The 16,708-nt window shown below is 70.4% G+C and carries 13 protein-coding genes and 1 pseudogene; 4 read left to right on the plus strand and 10 right to left on the minus strand.

Features of this window, described 5'->3' with window-relative positions; translation table 11 throughout:
- Positions 1 to 173 precede the first annotated feature (173 nt).
- Positions 174 to 1,124 carry a 2-hydroxyacid dehydrogenase gene (locus ACI2LP_RS09255; RefSeq protein ID WP_404723899.1) on the minus strand — a complete coding sequence of 317 codons (951 nt, stop codon included), beginning with the start codon at positions 1,122 to 1,124 and terminating at the stop codon, positions 174 to 176.
- Between the two features lie 90 nt (positions 1,125 to 1,214).
- On the opposite strand from ACI2LP_RS09255, the gene ACI2LP_RS09260 reads away from it, so the two are divergent.
- The 3 genes from ACI2LP_RS09260 (at position 1,215) to ACI2LP_RS09270 (ending at position 3,816) form a co-directional block, all read left to right on the plus strand.
- Entirely contained in the window at positions 1,215 to 2,357 is a 1,143-nt protein-coding gene (locus ACI2LP_RS09260) for an aldo/keto reductase (protein ID WP_404723900.1), read from the plus strand.
- Between the two features lie 119 nt (positions 2,358 to 2,476).
- Positions 2,477 to 3,625, plus strand: coding sequence for a PQQ-dependent sugar dehydrogenase (locus tag ACI2LP_RS09265; RefSeq protein ID WP_404723901.1), 1,149 nt, complete (start codon positions 2,477 to 2,479; stop codon positions 3,623 to 3,625).
- Positions 3,626 to 3,639: 14 nt separating this feature from the next.
- Positions 3,640 to 3,816, plus strand: a complete 177-nt coding sequence (locus ACI2LP_RS09270) for a DUF6191 domain-containing protein (RefSeq protein WP_404723902.1) — start codon at positions 3,640 to 3,642, stop codon at positions 3,814 to 3,816.
- A gap of 9 nt (positions 3,817 to 3,825) precedes the next feature.
- Here the strand turns inward: ACI2LP_RS09270 and ACI2LP_RS09275 are convergent, their stop codons facing one another.
- From ACI2LP_RS09275 to ACI2LP_RS09300, 6 genes and pseudogenes are all read right to left on the minus strand, one after another.
- Positions 3,826 to 6,927 (minus strand): AAA family ATPase, encoded by a 3,102-nt coding sequence (locus ACI2LP_RS09275; protein ID WP_404723903.1) that lies wholly within the window; start codon positions 6,925 to 6,927, stop codon positions 3,826 to 3,828.
- A 19-nt stretch (positions 6,928 to 6,946) separates the two neighbouring features.
- Entirely contained in the window at positions 6,947 to 7,129 is a 183-nt protein-coding gene (locus tag ACI2LP_RS09280) for a hypothetical protein (protein WP_404723904.1), read from the minus strand.
- Between the two features lie 266 nt (positions 7,130 to 7,395).
- On the minus strand, positions 7,396 to 7,944 hold the full coding sequence (locus ACI2LP_RS09285; RefSeq protein WP_404723905.1) for a hypothetical protein: 549 nt from the start codon (positions 7,942 to 7,944) through the stop codon (positions 7,396 to 7,398).
- 35 nt (positions 7,945 to 7,979) lie between these two features.
- Positions 7,980 to 8,546 (minus strand): GNAT family N-acetyltransferase, encoded by a 567-nt coding sequence (locus ACI2LP_RS09290; protein ID WP_404723906.1) that lies wholly within the window; start codon positions 8,544 to 8,546, stop codon positions 7,980 to 7,982.
- A 40-nt stretch (positions 8,547 to 8,586) separates the two neighbouring features.
- Entirely contained in the window at positions 8,587 to 10,791 is a 2,205-nt protein-coding gene (locus tag ACI2LP_RS09295) for an MMPL family transporter (RefSeq protein WP_404723907.1), read from the minus strand.
- Between the two features lie 204 nt (positions 10,792 to 10,995).
- Positions 10,996 to 12,029 (minus strand): annotated as a pseudogene (locus ACI2LP_RS09300) (phospholipase domain-containing protein); the annotation flags it as partial.
- A 198-nt stretch (positions 12,030 to 12,227) separates the two neighbouring features.
- Here ACI2LP_RS09300 and ACI2LP_RS09305 point away from each other — a divergent pair.
- The gene (locus ACI2LP_RS09305) at positions 12,228 to 13,136 is read left to right on the plus strand and encodes a hypothetical protein (RefSeq protein ID WP_404723908.1); all 909 of its coding nucleotides are present in this window, start codon (positions 12,228 to 12,230) and stop codon (positions 13,134 to 13,136) included.
- 314 nt (positions 13,137 to 13,450) lie between these two features.
- Here the strand turns inward: ACI2LP_RS09305 and gatB are convergent, their stop codons facing one another.
- From gatB to gatA, 3 genes are read right to left on the minus strand one after another with little or no spacing between them, the layout of a single operon-like run.
- Positions 13,451 to 14,959, minus strand: a complete 1,509-nt coding sequence (gene gatB / locus ACI2LP_RS09310) for an Asp-tRNA(Asn)/Glu-tRNA(Gln) amidotransferase subunit GatB (RefSeq protein ID WP_404723909.1) — start codon at positions 14,957 to 14,959, stop codon at positions 13,451 to 13,453.
- Positions 14,960 to 14,975: 16 nt separating this feature from the next.
- The gene (locus tag ACI2LP_RS09315; RefSeq protein ID WP_360881176.1) at positions 14,976 to 15,218 is read right to left on the minus strand and encodes a hypothetical protein; all 243 of its coding nucleotides are present in this window, start codon (positions 15,216 to 15,218) and stop codon (positions 14,976 to 14,978) included.
- Positions 15,215 to 16,708 (minus strand): Asp-tRNA(Asn)/Glu-tRNA(Gln) amidotransferase subunit GatA, encoded by a 1,494-nt coding sequence (gatA, locus tag ACI2LP_RS09320; protein ID WP_404723910.1) that lies wholly within the window; start codon positions 16,706 to 16,708, stop codon positions 15,215 to 15,217. The genes ACI2LP_RS09315 and gatA overlap by 4 nt, the downstream gene beginning before the upstream one ends.

Below are 16,708 nucleotides of genomic sequence, written 5' to 3' on the forward strand. Positions count from 1 at the left end.
GTCTCGCTACCGCACCGCCCCTTGCCAGGTGCAGCCCCCAGTTCGGGACGATACACCAGAACGGTCACTCAGGGACATAGCTCCTCTACTCTCCGTGACGATGAATACCACTGTCGGCACGCGGCGCATCCAGGTGACTTCACAGAGTGCCGGAAGAGGGGCGGGCCGCGCGGCTATTCCGTTGTGAACACCACGTTGCGCACCGGCTCTCCCGCGGCGAACCGGGTGATTTGTCCGGCCAGCAGCCGCTTGGCGCGCGGCATGAACGCGGAGGTGGAGCCGCCCACATGGGGGCTGACAAGGACGCCCGGAGCGTGCCAGAGCGGGTGTCCCGAAGGCAGCGGCTCGGGGTCGGTGACATCGAGCGCGGCGGTCAGACGTCCGCTCTCCACCTCGGCCAGCAGGGCCTTGGTGTCCACGACGGGGCCGCGCGCGACGTTCACGAGAAGCGCGCCGTCCTTCATGCGGGCCAGGAAAGCGGCGTTCGCCAGGCCCTTCGTCTGCTCGGTGAGCGGGGTCGAAAGGATCACCACATCCGCATCCGGAAGCAGGGCGGGCAGATCGGTGAGTGCGCGCACTTCGCCGCGCTCCGTGGCGCGTGCGGAGCGCGCGACGCGCGCCACCCGCGCGCATTCAAACGGTGCGAGCCGGTCCTCGATCGCGGCACCGATCGATCCGTATCCGACGATGAGCACCGACTTGTCGGCGAGCGCCGGATAGAAGCCGGCACGCCATTCCTCCTTGTCCTGGCCGTGTACGAAGCCGGGAATGCCACGCAGCGAGGCGAGGATCAGGGCGAGGGTGAGCTCCGCGGTGGAGGCTTCGTGGACTCCCTTGGCGTTGCACAGACGTACGCCGGCAGGCAGCGAGCCGAGCCCCGGCTCGACGTGATCGATTCCGGCGGAGAGCGTCTGGACGACGCGTACGGACGTCATGGCGGCCAGCGGGCGTACCGCGACCTCCAGGCCCTTCATGTAGGGGACGGCGTAGAAGACACAGCTGGCGGGGTCGCCGGGAAAGTCCGGACCACCGTCCCAGAAGAGGTAGTTGAGGCCCGCGTCGGAGGGGGTGGGAAGCCCTTCGATCTCGTCGGCCGGAATCGGGAGCCACACGTCTGCAGTCATGGTCAGGAGGCTAATCCTCACGAGGCTGGGCGCATCCCGGCGCTCCACATTCGTTAGTTTGGTCAGCGGCCGAGTGAGGGGTACGGGTAGTTGGAGCGCAGGACAATCGGTGCGGCGGCCCTCGAAGTGGGCGCGATCGGGCTCGGCTGTATGCCGATGAGCTGGGCGTACAGCAGCTCCCAGCAGCGCAGCGACCGGTCGCTGCGTACGGTGCACGCAGCGCTGGATGCCGGCTCCAGCCTGCTGGACACGGCCGATATGTACGGGCCCTTCACCAATGAGCTGCTGATCGGGCGGGTGCTGAAGGAGCGGCGCCGGGAGGCGTTCGTATCGACGAAGGTCGGGCTGCTCGTCGGCGATCAGCATGTGGTGGCCAATGGGCGGCCGGGGTATGTGAAGCGGGCCTGTGACGCCTCGCTGCGGCGGCTGGGGACCGATGTGATCGACCTCTATCAGCTGCACCGCCCGGATCCCGAGGTACCGGTCGAGGAGACCTGGGGTGCGATGGCGGAGCTGGTGACGGCCGGGAAGGTGCGGGCGCTGGGGTTCTGCGCGGTGGGGGCGCGCGCGTCCCGGCGCCCGGGGGCACGGTCGGGAGCACGTGCGGGTACATCGGGGGCTTCGGGAGCACGTGCAGGGGCTCCGGGGGCTTCGGGAGCTCTTGCGGGGGCTTCGAGGCTTGCGGGGGCTCGCGCCGAAGCTCCGGGGGGTTCGGGGGCTCGCGCGGGGGCGCATCTGTACGACGGAACGATCCGGCAGCTGGAGCGGGTGCAACAGGTCTTTCCGGTGAGCGCGGTGCAGGCGGAGCTGTCGGTGTGGTCGCCGGAGGCACTGGAGCGACTGGTGCCGTGGTGCGAGGCACGCGGCGTGGGGTTACTGGCGGCGATGCCGCTCGGGAACGGCTTTCTCGCGGGGAGGCTCACGCCCGGGCAGGGTTTCGAGCCGGACGATGTGCGAGCACGCCATCCGCGGTTCACGGCGGAGATGATGGCGGCGAACCAGCCGGTGGTGGCGGGGCTCCGGAGGATCGCCGAGCGGCACGGCCCATGTGTGACACCGGCGCAGGTGGCACTGGCGTGGGTGCTGGCGCAGGGGCGGCATGTGGTGGCTGTGCCGGGGACGAAGCGCGAGGAGTGGGCGGCGCAGAACGCCGCCGCGGCGGGGCTCGGGCTGACGGTGCGGGACGCGGCTGAAGTGGCGGGGCTGCCGCAGGCGCGGGGATCCTGGGACTGAGATCGCGGGCGGGACCGGGAACCCAAGATCGGGAACCTGGGAGCCGTGAGCGGTGTAAGAACAGTAGTCGGGCAGATCATGCAGCCGTCGAAGGGATCAGAACCGTGCAACGTCCTGCTGTGACGGCCGTGTTGGCCACCGCCGTGCTGCTGCTCGCGACCGGGTGCTCGTCCGGCGGCGACACCGCAGCGGCCGGCCAGGGAGCGACATCCGCCACCCCGAGCCCTTCCGCGTCCGGCTCGGGCGGCTCGCCGAGTCCCACGGGCCCGCCCGCGAAGGGCTCGGTGAAGGTCGTGTCCACGCTGGCCAAGGACCTGAAGTCGCCGTGGGGTGTGGCCGCGTTGCCCGACGGTGATCTCCTGGTCGCCTCGCGTGACGAGGGGACGATCACCCGGGTCGACGTGGAGACCGGCAAGAAGACCCAGATCGGCTCCGTGCCCGGCGTCTCCCCGGGCGGCGAGGGCGGACTCCTCGGCCTGGCCGTCTCCCCGTCCTTCGCCTCCGACCAGCAGGTGTACGCATACTTCACGACCGAGTCGGACAACCGCATCGCCCGCATGCTCTACGACGAGCAGAAGCCGGCCGACCAGCAACTGGGCGCACCGGACACGATCCTGAGGGGCATCCCCAAGGGGCGCGTCCACAATGGCGGGCGAATCGCGTTCGGACCGGACAAGATGCTCTACGCGGGCACGGGCGAGACGGGTGACAGGGAGCTCGCGCAGGACCAGAAGTCACTGGGCGGCAAGATCCTGCGGATGACCCCGGACGGCCAGCCGGTGCACGGCAATCCGGAGGCGGACTCGGTCGTCTACTCATGGGGCCACCGCAATGTGCAGGGGCTGGCCTGGGACTCCGACAAACGCCTGTGGGCCGCCGAGTTCGGCCAGGACACCTGGGACGAGCTCAATCTGATCGAGCCGGGCAAGAACTACGGCTGGCCTGAGGTGGAAGGCAAGAGCGGCAAGCCGGGCTTCGTCGACCCCGTGGTCCAGTGGAAGACGGCGGACGCGTCGCCGAGCGGAATCGCGTACGCCGAGGGCTCGATCTGGATGGCGTCGCTGAGGGGCGAGCGGCTCTGGCGGATCCCGCTGGCGGGCACGGAACCTTCGGCGCAGCCCCAGGCGTTTCTGAAGGGGACGTACGGCCGCCTGCGCACGGTCCTGTCGGCGGGCGGCGCCAAGGTCTGGCTCGTCACGAGCGAGACCGACACCCGGGGTACGCCCGAGCCGGGGGACGACAAGATCCTCCAGCTGGAGGTGAAGTAGGGGGTGAACGGCTTGTGTTCAACGTCTTCGAGGAGTTCTTCGCACCGGGCCGCAAGCACACCGACGAGGAGCGCAACCGCCTGGCCCTGACGAGGGTCGACATAGGCGACAACGACCCGAGCCACGGCCCGATAGACCTGGCCTCGGGCAAGGTCACGATCCGCCTCCCGAAGGACGAGAACACGTCCTGACGACGGTCGTCAGGCCGAGGCCGCGGGGTGAGAGGTCGGGTCTCCCGAGGGTGGGAACAGGCGCAGGCGGTGGGCCATCGCTGCTGCCTCGCCGCGGCCCGAGACGCCCAGTTTCGACAGGATGTTGGAGACGTGGACGCTCGCGGTCTTCGGGGAGATGAACAGCTCCTCCGCGATCTGGCGGTTGCTGCGGCCCGCCGCCACCAGGCGCAGCACGTCCTCCTCGCGGCGGGTCAGGCCGAGCGCCGGTCCCTGCGGTGGTGCGGCGGTCGGCTGGCTGGGGGCGTCCATCAGGGAGATGCGGGCGCGCTGGGCCAGCAGGGCGATGTCCTCGGACAGGGGGCGCGCGCCCAATTTCTTGGCCGTCGCGGCCGCCTGGCGCAGCAGGTCCCCCGCCAGCGCGCGGTCCGACTGGAGCAGCGCCTCCGCCCAGCGGTGGCGGACCCTCGCCAGGTCGTACGGGCGGTCCACCGCCTCGAAGGCCGTGCCCGCCTCCGCCCAGTCGACGGCCGTGTCCTCGCCGCCCGCGCGCAGCAGTTCGGCGCGGACCCAGCGCTCGTGGGCCACCCACACCGGCACCGCGGTGACAAGCCCTCTCGACGCCTTGCTGATCCGTTCGAGCGCCTCGGTGCGGCCCGTCTCCGCTAGGGGCAGGCCGCGGGTGTCCGCCTCCAGCGTGGCCGCGGCCCGCAGCAGCGGCCACGCGTACCGCTGGGTGCCCGCCGGGAAGCCCTCGGTCGCCGCCCGCTCGAACTCCGCCCGAGCGTCCAGCACACGCCCCTGTGCCGCCGCGATGCTCAGGGCGAGCGTGTGCAGCGGAAGGTTGGTCTGCGGCATCGGGTCATTGGGTCCGAAGTGCTCGCGCGCCGCCTTCAGATGCTCCGACGCCTTCGCCACATCGCCCCGGGCCAGGGCCTGTTCGGCACACTGGATCGCCGCATAGCCCCGGGGCTTGGGGCTCAGCGCAATCCGCGCCGCCCGGTCCGTGGCCTCGGCCGTCTCGTCCCAGCGCCCGAGCGACTGGTACGACTCGGCCAGGTTGTTCAGGACCCACGCCTCGGTGTCCAACAGGCCGTAGTTGCGGGAGAGTTCGACCCCCTCGGTGAGGACTTCCACGGACTCCTGCGAGCGGCCGATTCCCTCCAGCACGGACGGCAGATTCACATGGGTGCGCCCCACATGTGAGGGCAGATCGAGGGAGACGACCCGCTCTTTGACCGCGTACATCTCCGCGAGCCCCTCGTCGATATGGCCCGCGTCGACCATCAGACTGCCGAGGGTGAGGCGGGCACGCAGTTCGTTGTCCTCCATGCCGACCATGCGCGCGTACTCCAAGGCGAGCTCGGCGGTCGCCAGGCTCCCCGGTCCGGGATCGTGCACCATGCCCCAGCCCGCCGCCTCCGCGAGCACCTCCGCATGGACGGCGGACGGCGGCAGTCCGCGCACCAACTCCTGTGCGGCGGCGAGCTCCGCCCAGCCGTCACCGCGGCCCAGCGACGAGATCAGCCGGGAGCGCTGGACGGAGAACCAGGCGGCGCGCAGCGCGTCGTCATCCGCCTGTGCCAGCCGCTGCCCGCGCTTGGTGATCTTCAGTGCTCGTTCCCGCTCACCGCTGAGGCGGCCCGCGACGGCCGCCTCCGCCATCAGGTCGAGGAAGCGCAGCGGCGTGGTGGCGGGATCGCAGCCGCACGGCGGATACGCCTCCGCGTAGTCGACGGGCCGCAGCTCGCCCCGCACCTCATCGGGCGCGCCGTCCCACAGTTCCATCGCCCGTTCCAGCAGCCGCAGTTGCTCGGAGTATGCGTGGCGTCGGCGCGCCTCGACGGAGGCGCTCAGCACGGCGGGCAGCGCCTTGGCGGCGTCGTGTGCGTGGTACCAGTACGTCGCAAGCCGCATCGCCCGCTCGTCGTCCCGGACGAGGGACGGGTCGGCCTCCAGCGACTCCGCATACCGCCGGTTGAGCCGGGATCGCTCACCGGGCAACAGATCGTCGCTGACGGCCTCGCGTGTGAGGGAGTGCCGGAAGCGGTAGCCGCCCCCGTCGGGCGTGGCCAGCAGGATGTTCGCCCCCACGGCGGCCCGCAGCGCCTCGATGAGGTCGTCCTCACCGAGCCGGGCGACGGCGAACAGCAGACCGTACTCCACGGTCGAGCCGCCTTCCGCGACTATGCGAGCCACCCGCTGGGCGTCCTCCGGCAACGCCTCGATGCGGACGAGAAGGATGTCGCGCAGCGTGTCCGGCAGGCCCTTGGAGCAGCCCTCGTCAGTGATGCTGCAGGCAAGCTCCTCGACGAAGAAGGCATTGCCGTCCGAGCGCTGGAAGACCCGGTCCACCATGGCCGGTTCGGGCTCGACGGCCAGGATGCCGGCCATCTGGCGGTGGACCTCGGCGCGGTTGAAACGGGTCAGCTCGATGCGCTGGACGGTGCGCATCCGGTCGAGCTCGGCGAGGAACGGCCGCAGCGGATGGCGCCGGTGGACATCGTCCGAGCGGTACGTAGCGATCAGGACCAGCCGACCGCGGCGCAGCGTGCGGAAGAGATAGGCGAGCAGGTGGCGCGTGGACGCGTCGGACCAGTGCATGTCCTCGAGGACCAGGACCACCGTGCGGTCCGCGGCGACGCGCTCAAGCAGCCGCGCGGTCAGCTCGAAGAGGCGGGCCGTGCCCTCCTCGTCATGCCGGCCGCGCTCCCCGCGCGGGGTCTCCCCCAGCTCCGGCAGCAGCCGCGCCAGCTCGTCCTCCTGACCGGCGGCGGCCGCGGCGAGCTCCTGGGGCAGTTGACGGTGGAGCGCGCGCAGCGCGGTCGAGAAGGGTGCGAAGGGCAGCCCGTCCGCGCCGATCTCGACGCAGCCGCCGACCGCGACGACGGCCTCGCGGCGGCACGCCTCGGCGAGCAGCTCCTCGACGAGCCGGGTCTTGCCGACCCCGGCCTCACCGCCGACGAGCAACGGCTGCGGCTCGCCCGCGGCGGCACGGGCGAGCGCACTGGTGAGCGCGGTCAGTTCGCCGGCGCGGCCGACGAACACCGGGCTTACGGACCTGGTCTCCACGTCGCCGAGCATCGCACAGCCCTCTGACAACGCGGCGCCGGTGATCGGGATGACAGTCATCACACGAGGCCCTGTCGGCTTACGCGGCCCGTGCATAGCCGGAGTTGCCGGAACTCACCCGGCCCTCTCCTGATTCCTTGGCCGCTCGTCTGGCAGCACGACGGGCCTTGCGCACCTGCCGCGCGAGCCGCGCCGCCTCGGCCTGACGGATGAGCTCGGCCTGACGGAACTGGTGGATCTGGTGGATGTGGTGCTCGAACATCTCGTACTCCCTGGTGGTGAATCGTCTTGGCGTCTTGCGATGCCTCAACTTTCGTTCCCCAGGGGGTCTGCCACATCGGGATCTTTCCGCATCTTCGCGGGCGCGGGGTCCTTAGACGCCCGGGGTGCCCTGCGCCTATGACCTAAGGCCCCCTCCCGAGACGCCTTAGGGCCGCCCTCGCCGAAGGAGCCCCAACCGCTCTTCGCCTGCGGACCTCTGGTCGCGTGAAGCCTGCTGCCCGCAGCCGTGCGCCGAGGTCGTGCGGCTCAGGAGCCGGTACTGGGCAGTGTCAGGAAGAGGTCGAAGTACATCCCCGCGGAGACGATCATCCCCAGGGCGCCGAGCACGACGCCGGCCACGGCGAATGCCCTTACCCATCCGGCCTTCTGCGGCAGCGCAAGCACGGCGGCGCCGACGATCAGGGCGAGGAGCGCGAAGATGCCGTTGGTCAGGGCGGTGGTGTGCCAGGCGTCGCCGTATACCGCTGAGATCTGCTGGGCCGGGGTGCCGCCCTGTGAGGTCTTGATCTGGCCGATCAGCGTCTGCCGCTCCGCGGCGACCCTCCCGACCCAGCTGCCGCTGAGCGCCACGACACCCAGACCGGCCGCGACGATGCCCGCCGCGGCGGATCCGAGGCCCGAGGAGGTGCGCGGCGTCTCCTCGGCGTCGTCCGGGTCGCCCTCCGCCGACGCTGACTGGTCGGTGGCTTCCCCGTCGTGCCCGTCGGATGTGGGCTCGGCAGTCGTGTCGGTCGCCTCCGCCGCCTCGGTCGGTGCGGTCGTGTCGGTGGTCTCTTTGGTCTCGGTGGGATTCATGCGCCGCACGTTAGGCGGCCTGTCTGAGATTCCGCTTAATGACCGGCCTGCGTCCGCAGCTCCCGCCATTCGGGCGCCAGCACCGACCACACCTCCATGTCGTGCCGCACGCCGCGGTACGGATAGTTCTCCCGCAGCACCCCCTCCCGCGTCATCCCCAGCCGCTTCGCGACGTTGATGCTCGCCGTGTTCGCCGAGGCGGCCACCCACTCGACCCGGTGCATCCCGCGCTGCTCCACGGCCCAGTCGATCAGCACCCGTACCGCCCGTGTGACCAGACCGCGCCCGGCAGCGGACGGCTCCAGCCAGCAGCCCGCCTCGCAGTTGCCCGAAGCGGGTTCGAAGATCCGGAAGAGCACGCCGCCGACGAGGGTCCCGTCCAGCCAGATCCCGTAGAGCCGGCCGCTGTCCGCGGCCTGCTTGTCCGCGTACGACTGGAGGAGGGCACGCGCCGATTCGAGATCCGCGGCAGCCGCCGCAAACGCGATGTACTCGCCGATGAACTCCCGCCCTCGGTCCATATGGGCGAGGAACTCCTCGGCCTGCCACGGCTCAAGGGGGCGCAGTTCCGCTCCGTCGTCGCCCAGTGATATCGCGAACATCGTTCTCCTCCGGCCCCTCTACGGCACGAGCTCGGCCCGTTTACGGCACGAGCTGCCCGTCCTCGCTCGCGCGCTGCCCAGGGATCTTCGCATGCACACGGCACTCGGGGGGTTCGATGCTGATCCGCGGCAGCCGCCGGCCCAGCCAGCGCGGCAGCCACCAGTTCGCGTCGCCCAGCAGGTGCATGAGGGCGGGCACCAGGAGCGTACGCAGTACAAAGGCGTCCAGGGCGACCGCCGCCGCCAGTGCGATGCCGAACATCGCGATGACCCGATCGCCGCTGAGGACGAAGGCGAGGAAGACCGAAATCATGATCACGGCCGCGGAGTTGATCACGCGGCTCGTCTCGGCGAGGCCGACCCGTACCGCCCGCCGGTTGTCGCCCGTCTCCAGCCACTCCTCGTACATCCTGCTGACCAGGAAGACCTGGTAGTCCATGGAGAGCCCGAAGAGCACCGAGACCATGATCACCGGAAGGAAGGGCTCGATCGGGCCCGCCCGGCCGAGTCCGAGAAGCTCGCTGCCCCACCCCCACTGGAAGATCGCGACGACGATCCCGAAGGAGGAGGCGACGGCGGCCACATTCATCAATGCGGCCTTCAGCGGGATGCCCAGGGAGCGGAAGGCCAGCAGCAGAAGCAGACAGCCGAGCGCGATGACGACGCCGACGAAGAGCGGCAGCTTGCCGACGATGACCTCGGCGAAGTCGTCGTAGCTCGCCGTCACGCCGCCGACGTGCACCTGGAGGGAGGTGCCGTCCGACGCTGCGGGCAGGACGTCGTCGCGCAGGTGGTCGACGAGCTCGCTGGTCGCCTTCGACTGGGGTGCCGAGTCCGGTACGGCGGTGAGCACCGCCGTGTCGCCGCTGCCGTTGTACGTGACAGGGCCGACGGATGTGATGCCATCGGCGCGCCGAAGGGCGTCCGGCAGCTTGCCCATGGCCAGCCGGTCGTCGGCGCCGTCGAGATGGGCGACGAGGGTGAGCGGGCCGTTGACGCCCGGGCCGAAGCCCTCCGCCAGCAGGTCGTATGCCTGGCGGGTGGTCGCCGAGGAGGGGCCGTTGCCCTGGTCCGAGGTGCCGAGGTGGAGCGAGAACGTCGGCAGGGCCAGCACCAGCATGACCACCGCGGCGACGGCTCCGAGCAGCTTCGGATGGCGTTCGACAAAAGCGGACCAGCGGGCGGCGAAGCCGGTCGGCAGCTCGGGCTGCGGACAGTGCTCGATGAGCCGGCGCCGCTCACGCCTGCTGAGCGCCCGCATGCCGATGAAGGACAGCAGCGCGGGCAGCAGCGTCACCGAGGCAGCCACGGTGAGGACGACGGTCAGACAGGCCGCGATCGCGACGCCGTTGAGGAAGCCGAGCTGCAGGATGAGCATGCCGAGCAGCGCGATGCAGACGGTGGCGCCGGCGAAGACCACGGCACGGCCGGTGGTGGCGACGGCGTCCCTGGCCGCTTCGGCCACTGGCAGCCCGCGCCGCAGGCCCTTGCGGTGTCTGCTCACGATGAACAGCGCATAGTCGATGCCGACGCCGAGCCCGATCAGCATGCCGAGCATGGGGGCGAAGTCGGCGACGGTCATCACATGCCCGAGGAGCACGATGCCCGCGAAGGCGGTGCCGACCGACACGAGGGCGGTGGCGATGGGGAGCAGGCTGGCGGCGAGCGACCCGAACGCGAGGAAGAGGACGGCGGCGGCGACGACCACGCCGACGATCTCGGCCACATGCGCGCTCGACCCCTCGGTCGGCGCGATGGCGCTGCCGCCCAGCTCGACCTGGAGCCCGTCGGTCTCGGCTGCCTTCGCGGTGGTGACGACCGCCTCGGCCTGAGCCTTGGGAACGTTGTCGGCCTGCTGGTCGAAGGTGACGGTGGCGTAGGCGGTGTGCCCGTCGGGGCTGGTCCGGCCGGCGCCCTCGTTGCCGTAGGGGCTGACGACGGCGGCGACCCCGTCGAGCCTGGCGACCTCGTGGAGCATCCCGGACATCCGCTGGTGGATGCCGTCGGCGCGGACGCTACCGGTGTCCGTGTGCCACACGATGGTGTCGCTGTCGCCGCCCTGGCCGTGGAATCCCTCCTCCAGGAGGGCCGCGGCGCGGCCGGATTCGGTGCCCGGGACCTCGTAGTCGTTGGAGTAGGCCGAACCCGCGACCCCCGCCGCGGTCGCGACGCCGCCGAGAGCGAAGAGCCAGAGCACAACGACGACAAGGCGGTGCTTGATGCACCACCGGGCGATTGCGGCCAACGTGGGTGCTCCCTGGGTGGTTCGTGGATCTTTGATCGGGAACAGCCCGCAAAGAACTCATGACCTAGAAAGAGACACTCTGGCAGGCAATAGTGATCCTTTGCCCGTTTCGTGGGCTTACTCACAGCGGTGTGCCAGAGCCCGGGCCATGGTCGGCGGGCTCCGGCACACCGCTCGTTACCTGCGCCTCTTTCCGTCCGGGGCTCAGCCCGACACGCTCGCCCGCCCGTTCTCGATGTGACCCATCAGACGGCGCCGGAACCTCTCGTCCCGGTCGGCGGTCACCTCGATGTCGTACCAGCCGTGCGCGTCGGCCGCCGAGTGCACGACGGTGCGGCTGCGGCCCGCCTTGACCGTGATGGTGCGGGTCCAGTCGTGGAGGTCGGCCTCGTCGACGTAGGCCAGCGGGCGGATGGTGAACGTGACCGGCCTACTGCCCTCGTTGCGAAGCGTGAGGTGCAGATCGCGGTGATGGTGGTCGATGGAGGTGGCGACCTCCGCCGGACCGCCCGCGCTGCCCGCGAACTCGCGGCGGAAACCGTTCGGCCCGGTGATCGTGAAGCGGTAGGCGCCACCCTCACCCCGGGTGGCTCCGGTAAGGGGCACCGACCATTGCGCCCTGCCCCTTACGTCGTTGTGCTGCGGAACGGGGAACTCACCGGCGTACGGATACAGCGCGAAGTGCGCGCTCGCGCGCCCGCTGTTGCTGAGCTCGACGCTGAAGACGTCACCCCTGACCCTGCCGTGCGCGTCGGGCTGGTACGGCAGCGGCCGCGCGGGACGGATCCCCTCCTCCTGTACGGGCATGTGCTGCACCTTCGGCGGCACGGGCCGCCAGCGTCCCGTGAACGGCGGTATCGCGCCCGGCCGCTCCACCTCGGGCTGTGGCCTGCCGCGGCGGAAGTCGAAGGCCGACGTGAGATCGCCGGTAACGGCGTGCCGCCAGGGGGTGATGTTCGGTTCCGCGACGCCCGTCCACTTCTCCAGCAGCCGGATCACCGAGGAGTGGTCGAAGACCTCGGAGCAGACATAGCCGCCGACCGACCAGGGCGAGACGACCAGCATCGGCACCCTGATGCCGAGCCCGGTCGGCAGCCCTGCCAGCGCTCGTGCCTGTTGTCGGCGGGCGGCACGGGCGGCGGAACGTGGTCGAAGAAGCCGTCGTTCTCGTCGTAGTTGATCAGGACGACGGTGTGCCGCCATACGTCGGGGTGCGAGCCGAGCGCGTCGAGCACGCGGTGAACGTCCAAGAGCTCGTACAAGGAGTTCGAACGGTGCGGACCGTGGTCCGGCGGCCGTTGGGCGACAACGATGTCCGCGACGCCTCCCGCCGTTGTCCTGAATCTGTCCTGAATCTGTCCTGAACTCACCCCTGCAGGTTCCAGAGGCGTAAATCCCCAAGCGAGCGGCAGGCGATGTCGGTGGCGGCTGGCACGATGAGTGACATGGAAAACACGGGGACCAACCAACCGATGCTTTCGCTTGGCGACGCCGCGGAGTTCGCCCTGGCGTTCCATGACGCGCCCGATCTCTACTTCGGCAGTGAGCCTGTCCAGGTGCTCGCGTACGAGCCGGGGGCCTCGCTGCGCGAGCGGCGGGAGGCGTTTCGTCAGGTGTACGGCGCGATAGTGGCGCGGATCGGCGAGCCGACGTTGTACGGCGGCTCGGCGGAGGGTCCCAACGTCCGCTGGCGGAACTGCAGAAGGGTGGTCCTGCTCGCGGGCTCCTACCACCGGGCCCAGCTGTCGGTCCACCGCACGGACGACCTGGAAGGCGATGAGCGGCGGTCGTTCGAGTGGGGCGGCGCGTGGTCGGCGAGCGAGCCGCACGACTTCGATCTGCTGCCGTACACCTGGCAGTTGGACCGCAGCGGTCCGGGCGAGCGCCCCATCGAGCTGCCGGGGGGCCGGCTGGCGTCCTGCCTCGAACATTTCCAGAGCGCGCTGGAGTTGCTCCTCGCGGCATGGGTGGAGCAGCTTGCGGTGCAGGTCGGCGACGACTGGGCGAGCTTCAGCGTGTACAGCTCGGCGGACCGCGGCCGGCAGCTGCTCATCTCGTACGCCCTGGCGGACGGGCTGCACATCTCGGTCGACGACCGGGACGGCGAGGACAGCCCGGAGCGCGCGCAGCTGATGCACTCACGCGGCTGGCAGTCCCGCGACCGCGGCTGGTGGCAGACGGACTTCCCGGAGCCGGACCGCCAGGAGGCCGCCGCGGTGGCCCACCTGGCCATCACGGAACTGCGGGCCCGCGGCACAAAGGAGCCGGACGAACTGCGCGCGAGGGACGCGAGCTGCAAGGACCGCGGCGAGCTGTGGCTCCCGGGCTTGGGCATACGCCACTGAGCTGACCGCGGGGCCGATGCCGTACGGACACGGTCGTCACGGGGCCCGGACGCGCAGGCGCGACATCGTGCGGAATGCGGGCCGGGGACTGCGTGCCCCGGCGGAGACGGACCCCGGCCGCGGCGGTCCGCCGATCCGGCGCCGTATACAGCGCGAGCCGAGCGCCGGACGTACAGCGGGCACAGGACGTACAGATGGGCGCAGCGCTCGACGGAGCCCGCCGCCCACAGGAAACCCGCGCCCGCCGCCCCACAGCAGAGGCGGCCCGCACCTTCCGGTGCAAGCCGCCTCCGTCTGCCCTCGACCGCCTCGCGTCAGCCCTCGACGCCCAGCTTCTGCAGGATCAGTTCCTTCACACGCGCGGCGTCCGCCTGGCCGCGGGTCGTCTTCATGACCGCGCCCACCAGCGCGCCGACCGCCGCGACCTTGCCGCCACGGATCTTGTCGGCGACCGCCGCGTTGCCCGCGATCGCCTCGTCGACGGCCGCTCCGAGCGCACCCTCGTCCGAGACGACCTTCAGACCGCGCTTCTCGACGACGGTGTCCGGGTCGCCCTCGCCCGCGAGGACGCCCTCGATGACCTGACGGGCCAGCTTGTCGTTGAGGTCTCCGGCAGCGACCAGCTCGGCCACCCGGGCCACCTGCGCCGGCGTGATCGGGAGCGAGGCGAGCTCGACGCCGTCCTCGTTGGAGCGGCGGGCCAGCTCGCCCATCCACCACTTGCGCGCGGACGCCGCATCCGCGCCCGCCTCGATCGTGGCGACGATCAGGTCGACCGCACCCGCGTTGAGGATCGACTGCATGTCGTGCTCCGAGATGCCCCACTCCTCGCGCAGCCGGTTCCGGCGCACCCGCGGCAGCTCGGGCAGCGAGGCACGCAGCTCCTCGACCCACTCGCGCGCGGGGGCCACCGGGACGAGGTCGGGCTCCGGGAAGTACCGGTAGTCCTCGGCCTCCTCCTTCACCCGGCCCGACGTCGTGGAGCCGTCCTCCTCGTGGAAGTGACGGGTTTCCTGCACGATCGTGCCGCCGGACGAGAGCACCGCGGCATGGCGCTGGACCTCGAAGCGGGCCGCACGCTCCACCGAACGAAGGGAGTTGACGTTCTTCGTCTCGGAGCGCGTGCCGAACTTCTCGACGCCGTGCGGGCGCAGCGACAGGTTCACGTCGCAGCGCATCTGGCCCTGCTCCATGCGCGCCTCGGAGACGCCGAGCGCCTTGATGAGCTCGCGCAGCTCGGCCACGTACGCCTTGGCGACCTCCGGCGCACGCTCGCCCGCGCCCTCGATCGGCTTGGTGACGATCTCGATCAGCGGAATGCCGGCGCGGTTGTAGTCCAGCAGCGAGTGGGACGCACCGTGGATTCGGCCGGTGGCACCGCCGACGTGTGTCGACTTGCCGGTGTCCTCCTCCATGTGCGCGCGCTCGATCTCCACACGGAAGACCTCGCCGTCCTCCAGCTGGACGTCCAGATAGCCGTTGAAGGCGATCGGCTCGTCGTACTGCGAGGTCTGGAAGTTCTTCGGCATGTCCGGATAGAAGTAGTTCTTCCGGGCGAAGCGGCACCACTCGGCGATCTCGCAGTTCAGCGCGAGGCCGATCTTGACGGCCGACTCGACGGCGATCTCGTTGACGACCGGGAGCGAGCCGGGCAGACCGAGGCAGGTCGGGCAGGTCTGCGAGTTGGGCTCGGCGCCCAGCTCGGTCGAACAGCCGCAGAACATCTTGGTCTTGGTACCGAGTTCGACATGGACCTCGAGGCCCATGACGGGGTCGTAAGCAGCGAGGGCGTCCTCGTACGACACCAGTTCAGTGACGGTCACGGTGAAACTTTCCCTCTCAGCCCAGCAGGACGTCGTCGTCGCCCAGGCGCTTCAGCTCGCGTACGAGCAGTGCGACGCCGGTGGCGATGGCGGCGGCAGAGATGACGGCGTCGATCAGCCGGAGCGTGTCGCCCTCGTTGCGGGCCTTCTTGGCCTGCTTGGCGACGCTGATCGCGCCGAAGGCGGTGGTGCCGATCGACAGATACGTCCCGGTCTTGGACTTCTTGAAGCCCTTTGCCTTGGTCAGTGCCTTACTCACAGCGACGGAGCCTCCTCGAGCAGCGGGTGGCCCCACTTTTCCACGAAAGCCGCCTCGACGGCCGCGCCGACCCTGTACAGCCGGTCGTCCTTCATGGCGGGGGCGATGATCTGCAGTCCGACCGGCAGGCCGTCCTCCGGCGCGAGGCCGCAGGGCAGCGACATCGCGGAGTTGCCGGCCAGGTTGGTCGGGATGGTGCACAGGTCCGCGAGGTACATCGCCATCGGGTCGTCGGCGCGCTCGCCGATGGGGAAGGCGGTGGTCGGCGTGGTCGGCGAGACGATCACGTCGACCTGCTCGAAGGCCTTCTCGAAGTCCCTGGTGATGAGCGTGCGCACCTTCTGCGCGGAGCCGTAGTACGCGTCGTAGTAGCCGGAGCTGAGGGCGTACGTGCCGAGCATGATGCGGCGCTTGACCTCGTCGCCGAAGCCCGCCTCACGGGTCAGCGCGGTGACCTCCTCGGCGGACTTCGTGCCGTCGTCGCCGACCCGCAGGCCGTAGCGCATGGCGTCGAAGCGGGCCAGGTTGGAGGAGCACTCGGACGGCGCGATCAGGTAGTACGCGGAGAGCGCCAGGTCGAAGGACGGACAGTCCAGCTCGACGATCTCGGCGCCCAGCTCGCGCAGCAACGCGACGGACTCGTCGAAGCGCTGCACGACACCGGCCTGGTAGCCCTCGCCGCGGAACTGCTTGACGACACCGACGCGCATGCCGGCGACCGAGCCGTTCTTCGCGGCCTCGACGACCGGCGGGACCGGGGCGTCGATGGACGTCGAGTCGAGCGGGTCGTGACCGGCGATGACCTCGTGCAGCAGGGCCGCGTCCAGGACCGTACGGGCGCACGGGCCGCCCTGGTCCAGGGAGGACGAGAAGGCAACCATGCCGTAGCGGGACACCCCGCCGTAGGTGGGCTTGACGCCGACCGTGCCGGTGACGGCGGCGGGCTGGCGGATCGAGCCGCCGGTGTCCGTGCCGATGGCGAGCGGGGCCTGGTACGAAGCGAGGGCGGCGCTGGATCCGCCACCGGAGCCGCCGGGGATCCGGGTCAGGTCCCAGGGGTTGCCGGTCGGCCCGTACGCACTGTTCTCGGTCGACGACCCCATGGCGAACTCGTCCATGTTGGTCTTGCCGAGGATGACGACGTCTGCTTCCTTCAGCTTGCGCGTCAGGGTGGCGTCGTACGGCGGGATCCAGCCCTCGAGGATCTTGGAGCCCACCGTCGTCGGGATGCCCTCGGTGGTGAAGATGTCCTTGAGCGCGAGCGGAACGCCGGCCAGCGGGCCGAGCTTCTCGCCCGCCTCGCGCTTGGCGTCGACGGCGCGGGCCTGCGCGAGCGCGCCCTCGCGGTCGATGTGCAGGAAGGCGTGGACCTTCTCGTCGACGGCCTCGATCCGGGCCAGATGGGCCTCGGCGACCTCGACGGCGGCGAGCTCGCCGGCGGCGATCTTCGCCGCGATCTCGGCCGCGGTGAGCTTGATGATGTCCGTCAT

The sequence above is a fragment of the Streptomyces sp. NPDC019890 genome, from assembly GCF_044903445.1.
Taxonomy (GTDB): domain Bacteria; phylum Actinomycetota; class Actinomycetes; order Streptomycetales; family Streptomycetaceae; genus Streptomyces.